Source organism: Sphingomonas sp. SL1004, assembly GCF_057815015.1.
On record NZ_JBYMUX010000001.1, the window covers coordinates 1,098,979 to 1,112,758 of the forward strand.

The 13,780-nt window shown below is 66.8% G+C and carries 8 protein-coding genes and 2 riboswitches; all 8 genes read left to right on the forward strand.

The genetic code is table 11. The features are described 5' to 3' along the window. Positions 1-2 precede the first annotated feature (2 nt). The 8 genes from AC3D24_RS04905 (at position 3) to cobW (ending at position 13,776) form a co-directional block, all read left to right on the forward strand. Positions 3-1,481, forward strand: coding sequence for a UxaA family hydrolase (locus AC3D24_RS04905; protein WP_489028723.1), 1,479 nt, complete (start codon positions 3-5; stop codon positions 1,479-1,481). Then, the gene (locus tag AC3D24_RS04910) at positions 1,478-2,917 is read left to right on the forward strand and encodes a mannitol dehydrogenase family protein (protein WP_489028725.1); all 1,440 of its coding nucleotides are present in this window, start codon (positions 1,478-1,480) and stop codon (positions 2,915-2,917) included. The genes AC3D24_RS04905 and AC3D24_RS04910 overlap by 4 nt, the downstream gene beginning before the upstream one ends. 73 nt (positions 2,918-2,990) lie before the next feature. Then, positions 2,991-3,788: a 2-keto-4-pentenoate hydratase gene (locus AC3D24_RS04915; RefSeq protein WP_489028727.1), complete on the forward strand. Its 798-nt coding sequence runs from the start codon at positions 2,991-2,993 to the stop codon at positions 3,786-3,788. A gap of 23 nt (positions 3,789-3,811) precedes the next feature. Next, the gene (locus AC3D24_RS04920) at positions 3,812-5,122 is read left to right on the forward strand and encodes an MFS transporter (protein WP_489028729.1); all 1,311 of its coding nucleotides are present in this window, start codon (positions 3,812-3,814) and stop codon (positions 5,120-5,122) included. A gap of 132 nt (positions 5,123-5,254) precedes the next feature. Continuing rightward, the gene (locus AC3D24_RS04925) at positions 5,255-9,055 is read left to right on the forward strand and encodes a LamG-like jellyroll fold domain-containing protein (RefSeq protein ID WP_489028731.1); all 3,801 of its coding nucleotides are present in this window, start codon (positions 5,255-5,257) and stop codon (positions 9,053-9,055) included. A 345-nt stretch (positions 9,056-9,400) separates the two neighbouring features. Next, positions 9,401-10,852, forward strand: coding sequence for a DUF885 family protein (locus AC3D24_RS04930; RefSeq protein WP_489028733.1), 1,452 nt, complete (start codon positions 9,401-9,403; stop codon positions 10,850-10,852). A gap of 66 nt (positions 10,853-10,918) precedes the next feature. Next, positions 10,919-11,137: riboswitch (cobalamin riboswitch) on the forward strand. 167 nt (positions 11,138-11,304) lie between these two features. Continuing rightward, positions 11,305-12,366, forward strand: coding sequence for a HoxN/HupN/NixA family nickel/cobalt transporter (locus tag AC3D24_RS04935; protein ID WP_489028735.1), 1,062 nt, complete (start codon positions 11,305-11,307; stop codon positions 12,364-12,366). 55 nt (positions 12,367-12,421) lie between these two features. Beyond that, a riboswitch (cobalamin riboswitch) is annotated at positions 12,422-12,638 on the forward strand. Positions 12,639-12,738: 100 nt separating this feature from the next. Continuing rightward, positions 12,739-13,776, forward strand: a complete 1,038-nt coding sequence (gene cobW / locus AC3D24_RS04940) for a cobalamin biosynthesis protein CobW (RefSeq protein ID WP_489028736.1) — start codon at positions 12,739-12,741, stop codon at positions 13,774-13,776. The last annotated feature ends 4 nt before the right edge of the window (positions 13,777-13,780 follow it).

Genomic DNA, 13,780 nt, shown 5'->3' on the forward strand with positions numbered 1-13,780 from the left:
CGATGACCAAGGCTCTGAGGGTCGATCCGCGCGACGGCGTGGCGACGCTGCTCGACGATGCGCTGGCCGGCGAGGTCGTGCGTGCGGGTGAAGCGGACATCATGCTGACCGCCGATATCGGCCGCGGTCACAAGGTCGCGCTCGCGCGTATCGCGACGGGCGACCCGGTGCTGAAGTACGGCTTTCCGATCGGCAAGGCGACGCAGGCAATCGAGCCCGGCGCGCACGTTCATTCGCACAATTTGAAGACCGGCCTCGAAGGCACGCTCGCCTATCGGTTCGACCCGGTCGCCGCGGCATCCATGCCCAGCACATCGGACGCGACCTTCGAAGGCTATGTTCGCGCCGATGGCAGCGTCGGCACGCGCAACGAGATCTGGATCCTGTCGACCGTCGGCTGCGTCGCACGCACCGCCGAGCGGATCGCCGCCAAGGCCGCGGCGCTCGTCGGCGATAGTGTCGACGGCGTCCACGCCTTCACGCACCCGCATGGCTGTTCGCAGCTCGGCCAGGATCTGGAGGGTACGCGCACGATCATGGCGAGCCTCGCCTGCCATCCCAACGCCGGCGGGGTGCTGATCGTCGGGCTCGGCTGCGAAGAGAACCAGATCAAGGCGTTGCTCGCGACCATTCCCGAGCCGCGCCGCACGATGATCCGCACATTGACGACGCAGGCCAGCGGCGACGAGATCGCGGAGGGTTGCGCGCTGGTCGCCGAACTGGCCGCGCTGGCGAAAGCCTCGCGCCAGACGGTCGACCTCGACAAGCTCGTCCTGGGCGTAAAATGCGGCGGGTCGGACGGCCTGTCGGGTCTTACCGCCAACCCATTGGTCGGCCGAATGAGCGACCGCGTCACCTCGGCAGGCGGTCGCGTCCTGGTGACCGAGATCCCCGAAATCTTCGGCGCCGAACAGATGCTGATGAACCGCGCGGCAAGCGAGCCTGTCTTTGACCGGATCGTCGACGTCGTGAACGATTTCAAACGCTATTTCCTCGATCACGGCGAGACGGTGTCGGAGAACCCCTCGCCCGGCAACGTCGTCGGCGGCATCACCACGCTCGAGGAAAAGTCGCTCGGCGCGGTCCAGAAGGCGGGCCGTGCCGCGGTCGCGGACGTCATCGATTATGGCGCGCGAATCAGGATGGACGGACTGACGCTGCTCGAAGCGCCAGGCAACGACGCCGTCTCTTCGACCGCGCTGGCGGCGGCGGGGGCGACCGCGATCCTGTTCACCACCGGGCGCGGCACGCCGCTCGGCTTCCCCGTGCCGACGATCAAGATCGCGTCCAACACCGATCTCGCCACACGCAAGCCCGGCTGGATAGATTTCGACGCGGGCGCCGTGCTGGAAGACGGTTTCCCGGCAACCGAAGAGGCGCTGCTTTCGCGCATCATGCAGGTTGTGTCGGGTGCCGAGACCGCTGCCGAGCGCAACGGCGAACGCGAGATCGCGATCTGGAAACGAGGCGTAACGCTGTGAACCGACTGTCTTTTGCAAGCTTTCCCGCCCTGCCCAACTCCGTTCAAAGCCCGAATGGACGGCCGGCTGGCGGTGTCGGCATTGTTCATTTCGGCCCGGGCGCGTTTCATCGCGCGCATCAGGCGACCTATATCGACGATGTCCTGGCGTCCGATCCACGCTGGGGAATCGCGGCGGTATCGATGCGGACGCGCGGCACGATCGACGCGCTTGCAGGGCAGGACGGGCTCTATACGCTGGCGATCCGCGATGCCGATCCGTCGATGCGTGTCATCGGCGCGCACCGCCGCTTCCTCGGCCCGGAGGATGCCGCGCAGACCCACGCATTGCTGGCCGATCTTGCGGTCACGCTGGTAACGACGACGGTCACCGAGAAGGGCTATCGCCTCGCGGGCGACGGCACGCTCGACATCGGCCATCCCGATATCGTCCACGACCTCGCCGGAACGGCTGTTCCGCGCAGCATCGTCGGCTGGATCGTCGCCGGCCTCGCCGCGCGCCGGACCGCCGGGATCGCCCCGTTCGTACCGATGCCGTGCGACAACCTCGCGAGCAACGGCGCCAAGCTGCATGCCGCGCTCGTCGCCTTCGCCGCACAGACCAATGCGTCGCTAGCGGACTGGATCGCGGGCGAGGTCCGCGTGCCCTCGACGATGGTCGATTCGATCACCCCGGCCAGCGACGCCGCGCTCTACGCCGAGGTCGCAGCGACGCTCGGCATCGAGGATCAGGCCGCGGTCCAGCGTGAGACGTTCAAACAATGGGTCATCGAGGACATCGGACGCCCGCTCGGCCCCGATCTGGCCAGCGTCGGCGCAACGATCACCAGCGACGTCGGCGGCTACGAAAAGGCCAAGCTCCGTATCCTCAACGGCGCGCACTCGACTCTCGCCTATACCGGCCTGTTGCGCGGATCGACCAGCGTCGCCGACGCAATGCGCGACGCCGATCTCGCCGCGTTCGTCGACGCCATGATCGCGCGCGATATCATCCCGATGCTGCCCCCCGTCCACGGGCTCGACATCCAGCAGTATCGTGCGACCGTGCTGCAACGCTTCCGCAACCCGGTGATCGTCCACCGGCTCGACCAGATCGCACAGGATGGTTCGCAGAAGCTGCCCTATCGTCTCGGCGACACGCTGATCGCCAACCGTCGCGCAGGACGCATGCCGACCCATGTCGTCGCGGCGTTCGGCACTTGGGTCGCGTTCCTGATCCGCCGATCGCGTAGTGGGCAGGCGATCATCGATCCCGCCGGGGACAGGCTGACGGTGCTGGCGTCCGAGGGTAGCCCGGCCGATATCGTCGGGCGCCTGGCTCGCGAGGGACTCGGCATCCCCCCCGATGTCCTCGACGACACCGCGTTGATTGACGCGCTCGGTCGTGCGGCAACCGACGCTCATGAGGAAAACTGGGCGTCATTGTTCGCGGGCTGAGCGAGTGCGCTTGTCAATGACACCGGTTTCCCATACGCTTCGAAAAAATAGAACGACATGACAGGAGGGGTTCTTGGCGGCACAGCCGAACACGAGCGACAACACCACACGGATCGCCAGGACCTTCGTAGAGGCGCGCCGCGAGGGTAATGTCGTTCCCGAATTTCCCGGCGACGTGCCGGTTACGCTCGACGAGGGCTATGCGGTGCAGGATGCGGCGCTTCTCCTCGCGGACGGCGTGGTTGCGGGGTGGAAGGTCGGCCGGATCAATCCGCCGCTCGACGGGATCGACCGCCTGACCGGACCGATCTTCGCCGATCAGATCGTCTTGGCGAGCGCCGATCCGGTCGCGATGCCGGTGTTTGCACAAGGATTCGCGGCCGCGGAGGCCGAGTTTCTGCTCAGGATCGGTACCGCGCCCGACCCATCCAAGCTGCACTACACAATGGACGAGGCGCGCGCGATGGTCGATGCGGTGCATGTAGGCATCGAGATCGCGAGTTCGCCCTTTCCCGGTATCAACGCGCTCGGGCCGACCGTCACGGTGTCCGATTTCGGCAATAATAACGGTCTGGTCGTCGGCGCGGATGCCGAGGGATGGCGCGATGGCGACGTCAACGACTGGCCCATCGAGCTGTGGATCAACGATGCCTTGATCGGCGCCGCGACGAGTGCGACGATGCTCGACGGGCCGTTCGGCGCGGTCCGCTACCTGCTCGAACACATGGCGGCGCGCGGGATTGCATTGTCGCCGGGACAATGGGTTTCGACCGGCGCGGTCACCGGCGTCCATCCGGTCGCGATCGGCGACCGGGTCGAGGCGCGCTTCGACGGACGGTTCGCCGTCCACTGCACCATCAAGGCCCGCTAGAGGCTGCGTTTAGGAGAGAGCCAATGGCGAGCGTGAACATGCCAGAGGTAGGCGCGGCCAGCGCGAACGGTGACGCGGGGATAGGTGGCAAGATCGGCCGCTATCGCTGGTTGATCTGCAGCCTGTTGTTTGCCGCGACCGCGATCAACTATGTCGACCGGCAGATGATCGGCGTGCTGAAACCGACCATCTCGGCCGAACTCGGCTGGAACGAGACCACCTATGCCGACGTCATCTTCTGGTTCCAGGCCGCCTATGCGATCGGCTATCTGAGCTTCGGCCGGATCGTCGACGTGCTTGGGGCGCGGATCGGCTATTCGGTGGCGTTCGTGATCTGGACGCTCGGCCACACGCTCTGCGGGTTCGCCGGCAACGCGTTCCAGTTCTCGGCGGCTCGCGTGGTGCTCGGTCTTGGCGAGGCGGGCAACTTCCCGGCAGGTATCAAGGCCGTCTCCGAATGGTTTCCCGCCAAGGAACGCGCGTTCGCGACCGGCGTGTTCAACGCCGGCGCGAACATCGGCGCGGTCATCACGCCGCTGATCGTGCCGATCATCACGATCGCGTTCGGCTGGCGGATGGCGTTCATCATCACCGGCGCGATCAGCCTGATCTGGCTGGTCGCCTGGATCGCGATCTATCGTCGCCCGCGCGAAGTCGCCAAGCTTTCCCCCGCCGAACTCGCGCATATCGAGAGCGATCCGGCGGATCCGGCGAAGAAGATCGGCTGGCTCAAGCTGCTCGGCTACCGCGAGACCTGGGCCTACGCGCTGGGCAAGTTCCTGATCGATCCGATCTGGTGGCTGTTCCTGTTCTGGACGCCCGATTTCCTCGCCAAGACCTATCATCTCGATCTCAAGAGCTTCGGTCCGCCACTCGTCGCGATCTACCTGCTGTCCGATCTCGGCAGCGTCGCGGGCGGCTGGTCCTCGTCGAAACTGATGAAGCGCGGCCACACCGCCAACTTCGCGCGGAAGGTCACCATGCTGGCCTGCGCGTTCCTGGTAATGCCGATCTTCTTCGCGCAATATGTTGACAATCTCTGGCTCGCGGTCGGGATCGTTGGGCTGGCGACGGCGGCGCACCAGGCGTTCTCGGCGAACCTCTACACGATCCCCTCGGACATGTTTCCACGCGGTGCGGTGGGTTCGGTAGTCGGGATCGGCGGTACGGTCGGCGCGATCGGGGGCATGATGATGGCCAAATTCACCGGCTATGTCCTGCAGACCACGGGTAGCTACACCTTGATCTTCGCGGTCGCCGGCAGCACGTATCTGATCGCGATCACCGTCGTGCATCTGCTCTCGCCGAGGCTGGCGAGAGTGGACGCTGGCTGAGGTTGCCCCGCCTTCTTGTTCTCCCGCGAAAGCGGGAGCCCAGTCTGGGCTGGCGCCTTCGCGGGAGAACAAGCTTAGGACGACGAACACTTCGCCAAATCGCTTAATGCCGATTGGCCCAAGGAGAGAACAGTGAAGCGTTTCACCACGGCGTCCGTTCTGGCACTCGCTGTTGCCAGCATCGCTCCGGCGCAAGCGCAGGACGCGACCGGCCTCCTGTTCCGCGCCTCCGCCGACAAAAGCCTCACCGCCGACTACGCAACAGGCGACCCCGTCCCCAATTTCCGCAGCGGCGTCGACATCACCCCGGACGGCGCGATCGGCGGTGCCGCGCGCTGGGCCGACGACGGTTACGTCGCGTGGAAAGCCCCCGGTAACATTCGCGCCGACCGCGGTACGCTCGCCTTCTTCTGGCGGTCACGGACACCGGTTGGGGAGGCGCCTTTCGTGATCTTCCGTACCGGGTTCGCCGACCATTCGAGCTGGGACATGGCGTTCCTGCGGATCGACTGGAACGGCCACGGCTTCGACGCCTTCGTCACCGACGCGAACCTCTCCCGCATCCGCGTCTCCTGGACGATCCCCCAAGCCCCCGCCGCCGAAGCCTGGTCGCACATCGCCTTCGCCTGGGACGAGACGGTCGGCGTGCAACTCTACGTGAACGGCAAGCTGGTCGCGCGCAAGGACCAGAAGGCCGACCTCGACAGCGGCCTCGACCAGTTCGGCCTCGCCGGGCGCGTCATGTCCCCGCACCAGGTCCAGAGTCGCTACAATTTCATGCGCGGCTCCGATCTCGACGAGATCCGCGTCTACGACCACCTGCTCCCCGCCACCGACGTCGCAGCGCTCGCCGACAAGCGCGAACCATCCCCCGCGCCCGCATCCGACCCCGTCGCCAAACGAACCGCATGGCTGCACCGCTACGGCTGGGACAAGTCAGCCCCACCCGTGCTCGACGCCGCCGTCACCCGCGTCCGAAAAGTTGAGTTCGCCGACGCGAAGGATCTCAAGCAATGGATGTGGAAAGGCGTCGACGGCATCGCCGAGACGACTTGGCCCGGCGTCTACAACCGCTCGCGCCTGCCCGGCCGCGACGATTATTTCGAGCTGCCCGACTGGAACACCTATGTCGAAGGCGGCAAGCGCTATGACCTGACGATCCCGCCGAACGAACGCGTCAACCGCGTCGAGATCCGCGGCGCCGCGTACGGCCGGCTCGACTGGAGCGACGCCGGCACGACCGCCCGGATCGCCACCCGCCCGCAAGGCGTGGTCCGCAGCGTCGACCAGTTCGCCCCCCGTATTGGCGGTACGCTCAGCTTCACGAACACGATGCAGGAGCAGCCGATCCAGGAGCTCTGGGCCTATGACATCGGCGCAGGCGCAGAACCCGCGGGAAGCTTCAAGCTCTCCTACACCGTAGATGCGGCAGCCTCCCCCAACCTCGCCGCACTCGCCCCCCTCAACGCCTACATCGCCGGCCGCTTCGCCCCGGACGAGCGCAGCACCGTCGTCGCCATGCCCTCCGCCGGCCTCAAAGCCGCAGTCGGCGCAGGCACCGGCGGCGCATCCGGCGCCCCCGTCCGCCGCGACAATGCCGCCCCGATCGTCCACATCCTGATCCCGGCCAGCTTCGGCGACGCGCTCCCAGACCGCCCGCTCGCCCGCGCGTTCGATTACGGCTGGCAGAACCTCAACGACGGCCTCGACGGCATCGCGATCGACATCCCCGCGCTGAAGGCCAAGCCCAACGCCGCCGGTCTGATCCCCCTCAACATCCGCGTGAAGGACCCGATCTGGCCCGGCCGCGACATGATCGACCTCTCCGTCTCGGTCCGCCCCAACGAAGCGCGCACGCTCTGGCTCGACCTCCGCGACCGCATCCTCCCCAACGACAGCCTCTACCTGACGATCGCCAGTGCCGCCCCAGACTTCGACGCCGCCGCGCTGAACGGCGCCAAGATCCGCCTCGTCTTCAAGCCCCGCACCGCCGCCCTCCCCGAACACATCGCCGACCGTCTCGCGCAGGTAAAAGACAATTGGGGCTTCCTCGTCGAGGAACACACCGCGTCGAAGCGCGCCGGCCTCTACCAGCGCCTGTTCGCTGACATCTCCGACCTGCTCCGCGTCGATCCCGACAACGCGCGCGCCCGCGCCTATTGGGCCGACATAAATTATCGCCCCGAAAACCTGCCCGCCTTCGTTCAGCCGATCGCCCCCGCAGGCGTGCCCCTATGGGTCTTTCGCCAACTCGAGGACCTGAAGCGCGTCCGCCAGTTCGTCACCTGGTGGATCGACGAACGTCAGGTCCCCTACGGTGACTTCGGCGGCGGCATCTCCGACGATACCGACCTGACTCAGCAATGGCCCGGTCTCGCGCTGATGGGTGTCGAGCCCGACAAGATCAATGCCTCGCTCCGCGCGCTGTCGGACGCGGTCTACAAGAACGGCATGATCGTCAACGGCCTCGGCTACATCACCGCCGACGAACTCCACGCCTACGAAGAGGGCCTGAACAGCAACGCCGAACGCCTGTATCTCAACTGGGGCGAGCCCAAGGCCGTCGAGCGCCTGATGGACAATACGCGTGCCCTCCAGACCGTGATCCTCAAGAACCCGGCCGGCCACATGCACTTCGCCAGCAACTGGTATGGCGGGCGAAAGATGTACCGCGAGGGCGCATGGGAATGGCAGAAACCCTATGCCTTCACCGTCATGCACGGCCCGATGCTGGTCGGCCTCTACAACGCCAACCCGCTCGCCCGCGGGCTCGTCACCGGCGTGATCGACGGCTGGATGGCACACGGCAAACAGGCCCCGGACGGCAGCTGGAGCTATCCCAACGAGATCAACTGGCGCACCGATGCCGAGCGCGTCGGCGACGGCGGCGGCATCACCACGTCGCTCCAGGCGACCTGGGCGGCGTGGCGCTACACCGGCGACGCGAAATACGTGCGCCCGATCGAAGCCCGCCTCGCCAAGGCCGGCCCCGGCGCGCTGGCCGAGTTCAACGAGAACGCCTTCGATGCACTTCCCGGTGGCGCTGCCGCCCGCAGCAAGCTCGCGGCCAGCAAGTCCGAAGACCCGTTCGCCCGCTACACTGCCTGGGCCGCAACCGGCGACACCGCGCCCCTGGAAGCGCTTCACGCCGACGCGATCGCCGACAAGTCGCAGCACATGGACATGTACACCGAGGGCCATTGGTGGAGCGACCGCGTCGACCAGCCGAACGAGATCCTGCAACGCGAACGCCTCGGCGGCATCGCGCTGCGCCGCAACCAGAGCTGGCCCGGCAACACGGTAAGCTGGCGCTTCGCCGAACCCGGCGCAGCCGAGCGCGTCGCGATCCTGCTGCCCGGCGCCACGCCGACCAGGTTCCGCGTGATCGCCTACAACACCACCGATCAAGCCCAGCGCGCGACGATGTCGACCTGGACCGTCACCGCAGGCCGCTGGTCGATGCAGGCCTCGAGCAGCGCCGACGGCGGCAAGACGCTCGCGCCGATCGGCGGCGTGCAGACGATTGCGCTGGAACGCAGCGCGGGGACGGACGTGACGTTCGCGCCGGGGACGACGGTGCTCGACTTCGCCTTGGTCGAGGCGGGCACCCCGGTAGACGCGCGCGCAGACCTCGGCATCGGCCTGGACGACGTCGCTGTGAAGGGCCGCAACGTCGAGGTCACCGTCCACAGCCTCGGCGCGAAGGACGCGAAGGGTGGCCACGCGAATCTGGTCGACCCGACGGGCAAAGTGCTGGCGACCACGACCATCCCGCCGCTCGCCGCCCCGATCGACCTCCGGCCGAAAACCACGACCGTGAAGCTGGCGATCCCGGCTCGCGTCGATCCCGCAACGCTCGCCGTCCACGTCGCGCTCACCGGAGACGAGCCCGAGATCACCCAGGCCAACAACCTCGTTCCGTTACCTCGATGACGGGTGCCCGATGACACCTCACCAGAACCCTGCCCCGAACCCCGTCGATGGTTATTCCACACCGACATCTACCCATCGTCATCCCCGCGCAGGCGGGGACCCAGATACTCTAACGTCGGCGATCACGCCGAAAAGCCAGCCAGTATGGGTTCCCGCCTGCGCGGGATTGACCGACGGATTTTTGACGGGTGCGGGGACCAACCCCGTTCATAGCTGGACCGCGCCAATCCCGAGTCCCTCCCCCGTCCAGACTGGGCTCGCCCCCACCCCGTTCGTGCTGAGCGAAGTCGAAGCACACGTATCCAAGGGGGAGCCGTTCACTCTAGGCGAACGGAGAGGTGCAAGATGACTCCGACCCGCAGAAACGTACTCGTCGGCTTGGCGTCATCAGCCTTCCTCCCCACAACCGCCCGCGCCCAATCCACCACGTCCCTGCGCCAAGCCCTGGACACCGCCGCTGCAACCGACCCAGACGAAGCGCTCCACCTGCTAGCCCCCTTCAACGAAGAGGGCCTGCAACCCGGCGAACGGCTCGACCTGACCACCGCCCGCGCCGGTCTCACGATCGACGCCGCCATCGGACGGTCCGTGTTCGGCCGCACCGGACGGAGCCCGTATCGCGTCACGCCGACCACCGGCGCGTGGAAGGCCGCGCGCCTCGATAACGCCAAGGTCGATGCAGACACCGCTGCCATCCAAACCGATGCAGACGCCGGCATAATCCTCCCCCGCCTATCCCTCGATCGCACGATCGAAGCCCTCCGCACCGCCTCATCAAACCCCGCGATCGATCGCCAGATCTCCACGCTGGAAAGCCTGCGAGACACCGCCCCCTCCGCCCCCGGTGTCGGCCGGCTCCCCGGCGGTGCGGACTGGTACGCACTCGTCTTCCGGCGCTCGCTCGGCACCATGACGCCAGCCTATGCCGAACGTCGACTATTCGCCGAACTGAACCACCTCCAAGCCCGCGCGACCCACCTGTTCGACCAGATCGGCGCCCCCAAGGGCAGAATCGCAGACCGCTACACCAAACTCTGGCGCGACGACCGCTTCCTCTATCCCGACACCGACGCCGGCCGCGCCGAAGCGGTCGCCGACATGAACCGCGTGCTAGCCACGGCCCGCATCCACATCACGGCAGCGTTCGGTCAACTCCCGCCGTGGTGCATCAACGCCGCCGCTCGCCCTCTGTCCGCGCTCGAGATCGCCAGCGGCCGCGCCGGCTACCGCGAAGTCCCGACTCCGTCCCATCCCGGCGCTTATGTCGTAGACATCAAGGACATCCGCCGCCGCCCGCGCTGGACTCTCCCCAGCGTCGTCGCGCACGAACTGCTCCCCGGCCACATGATCCAGCTCGGCCTGGAGGGACCCGCCCCGCCCCACCCGCTCCGGATCGACTATGCCTCCGCGTTCGTCGAAGGGTGGAGCATCTACGCCGAGCAACTCGCCGAAAAGAGCGGCGCCTATACCGATCCCCATGATGCACTCGGCCACGTCCACTGGCTCCTGTTCCGCGTCACTCGCGCGCTGGTCGACATCGGTATTCACCTCCACGGCTGGTCGATCGACCAAGCCCGAGAACGCCTGATCGAATGGCAGGGCGAACCCGCCTATTTCGCGCCGTTCGACGTCGAACTCGCGCGCATCCCGCTCGAACCTGCCTCCCGCGTCGCCGAGGCGATGGCGTGGCTGACGATCGCCGATACCGCGCACGGCAAACCTCCGATCGCCTATCACGCCGCGCTGCTCGGCCATGGTCGCATGCGGACCGACGACATTCGAAACGCGGTCGCCTGACGAAGATCGATTGGCATCGTCCGCGAACGACACTACCCAGGCCGACGAGAGATCGGTTCGCCGGTTCCTCGCCATGATCGCGTCGGTGCCCGAAAGGGCTTGATTGGGAATGCGGTGCGGAAGGGTTCCTTCCAATGCCGCGGCTGTCCCTGCAACTGTAAGCGGTGAGCGAAACGCACGGGCCCTTCACGCGCGAAGGGCAGCCACTGGATCGATGATCTGGGAAGGCGTGGCGTGGAGCTTTGACCCGTGAGCCAGGAGACCTGCCGGCGTCTGGTCGCTCTTGTCCCGGTCCAGGGGGTGGCCGAGGCACGGTGAACGCCGTCTGAGCGACGACACGCGCGGCAGGGGCCGCACGGCGACGCGCGTCGGCCGCTCATGGCGTCCGGTCTTCGCGTGTCGCGGCCGCTCGCGGCAGGCCCCCGTCCTCGTCGGACGCCGGGGAGTTCTGCATGACGACTGCGACGCTAGATAGACCGGTCGAGAGACCGACGCGCGCCGCCACCCGTAAGCGGATCGGCTGGATGTTCGCATGCCTGGTCATTGCCAACATCGCCGCGTGGGGCTGGGCCTTCTCGCTGTTCCACGCGCAACCGCTGATGCTGGGCACCGCGCTGCTCGCTTGGGGTCTTGGCCTGCGCCACGCGGTCGACGCGGACCACATCGCCGCGATCGACAACGTAACGCGCAAACTCATGCAGGACGGCCAGCGCCCGATCGCGGTCGGCTTCTGGTTCGCGATCGGCCACTCGGGCATCGTGCTGATCGCCGCTGTCGCAATCGCGGTTACCGCCAGCGCGCTGTCGCAGTTCGAGGCGTTCAAACAAGTCGGCGGCGTCATCGCGACCGTCATCTCCGCCGTCTTTCTGTTCACGATCGCGGCGATGAACCTGATCATCCTGCGCTCGGTCTGGCGTACCTTCGGCCATGTCCGCGGTGGCGGCACCTATGTCGAGGAGGACCTGGAACTGCTGCTCGGCAATCGCGGCCTGCTCGCGCGGCTGTTCCGGCCGATGTTCCGACTGGTCACGCGGAGCTGGCACATGGCGCCGCTCGGCTTCCTCTTCGGGCTGGGGTTCGACACGGCCACCGAGGTTGCGATCCTTGGCCTGTCCGCGAGCCAAGCCGCCGACGGCCTGTCGATCGGCACCGTGCTCGTTCTACCGGTGCTGTTCGCGACCGGCATGGCGCTGGTCGATACCGCGGACGGTGTCGTCATGCTCGGTGCGTATGAATGGGCGTTCGTGAAGCCGATCCGCAAACTCTATTACAACATCACCATCACGTTGATCTCCGCGATCGGCGCGATCGCGATCGGCGGGATCGAGACGCTCGCGTTGCTCGGCACGAAGCTCGAACTCACGGGCGGCGTATGGGACGTCGCCGCGGCGCTCGGCGAGAATTTCAACGGCCTCGGCTTTGCGATCATCGGCCTGTTCGTGCTCTGCTGGGTGCTGAGCTTTGCGATCTACCGCTGGAAACACTTCGACGAGATCGAAGTCGTGAACGGATAGCTAGCGGCTTGGCGCAAATTCCTTTAGGCCGCCTTCGCGAGGGTCGGTTGGACCGAACCTCACAGATCGCGCCGGTGCCCCAAAGGGCTTGAATGGGAATGCGGTGCGGGGGGATGCCCTCCCAATGCCGCGGCTGTCCCTGCAACTGTAAGCGGTGAGCGAGACGCACACGCCCTTCGTTTTAAAGGGCAGCCACTGGGTAATAACCTGGGAAGGCGTACGTCGAGCCTCGACCCGCGAGCCAGGAGACCTGCCAGCGCAACGGTCGCTCTTGCCATGATCCAGGGGATGGTCGCGGCACGGTACTCCGTCTGAGCGACGAACGCGTGCGGCTACGAAGCCGTGCGTGCGTGTGCTCGAAGGAGAATAAGAATGTCGGATCTCGCCAAAGTCCCCGTAACAATCGTCACCGGCTTCCTCGGAGCGGGCAAGACGACACTGATCAGCCATCTGATCCGCAACGCGAACGGCCGCCGTCTCGCCGTCGTCGTCAACGAATTCGGCACGCTCGGCATCGACGGCGACATCCTCAAGGGCTGCGCGATCCCCGACTGCCCCGCGGAGAACGTGGTGGAGCTCGCCAATGGCTGCATCTGCTGCACCGTCGCCGACGACTTTATCCCGACCGTCGAGACGCTGCTCGCACTCGACCCTCGCCCCGACCACATCCTGATCGAGACGTCCGGCCTTGCGCTGCCCAAGCCGCTGTTGAAGGCGTTCGACTGGCCTGCGATCCGTTCGCGCATCACCGTCGACGGCGTCATCGCGCTTGCCGATGCCGAGGCCGTCGCCGCCGGGCGGTTCGCGCCTGACGTCGCTGCGCTCAACGCCCAGCGCGCCGCCGACCCGAGCGTCGATCACGAGACGCCTTTGTCGGAAGTGTTCGAGGACCAGCTCGCCTGCGCCGATCTCGTTCTCCTGACCAAGGTCGATCTCGCCGGCCCCGAAGGCGTCGCCAAGGCGCGCGCGGTGATCGCCGCCGAGTCCGCGCGGCCGCTCCCGGTGATCGACCTCACCGACGGCGTGATCGATCCGGGCGTGATCCTGGGCCTCAACGCCGCCGCCGAGGACGACATCGCCAGCCGCCCCTCGCATCACGATGGCGAGGACGATCACGAGCATGACGATTTCGACAGCGTCGTCGTCGAGCTCGGCGAGATTGCTGACCCCGCCGACCTCACCGCAAAGATCGAGGCACTCGCCCGCAGCGCCGACATCCTCCGCGTGAAGGGCTACGCGGCAGTCACCGGCAAGCCGATGCGCCTGCTCGTCCAGGCCGTCGGCGCGCGCGTACGCACGCAGTACGACCGCCCGTGGCGCGCCGACGAACCGCGTCGCACGCAACTCGTGGTCATCGCCGAGCACGACCGAATCGACGAGGCCCGCATCAAGGCCGCGCTGGACGGCTGAGGCC

What these genes read in the sequence shown, in the direction of transcription:
- AC3D24_RS04905 (WP_489028723.1), top strand. Translation starts at nt 3, where the DNA reads ATGACCAAGGCTCTGAGGGTCGATCCGCGCGACGGCGTGGCGACGCTG.
- AC3D24_RS04920 (WP_489028729.1), top strand. Translation starts at nt 3,812, where the DNA reads ATGGCGAGCGTGAACATGCCAGAGGTAGGCGCGGCCAGCGCGAACGGT.
- AC3D24_RS04930 (WP_489028733.1), top strand. Translation starts at nt 9,401, where the DNA reads ATGACTCCGACCCGCAGAAACGTACTCGTCGGCTTGGCGTCATCAGCC.
- AC3D24_RS04935 (WP_489028735.1), top strand. Translation starts at nt 11,305, where the DNA reads ATGACGACTGCGACGCTAGATAGACCGGTCGAGAGACCGACGCGCGCC.
- cobW (WP_489028736.1), top strand. Translation starts at nt 12,739, where the DNA reads ATGTCGGATCTCGCCAAAGTCCCCGTAACAATCGTCACCGGCTTCCTC.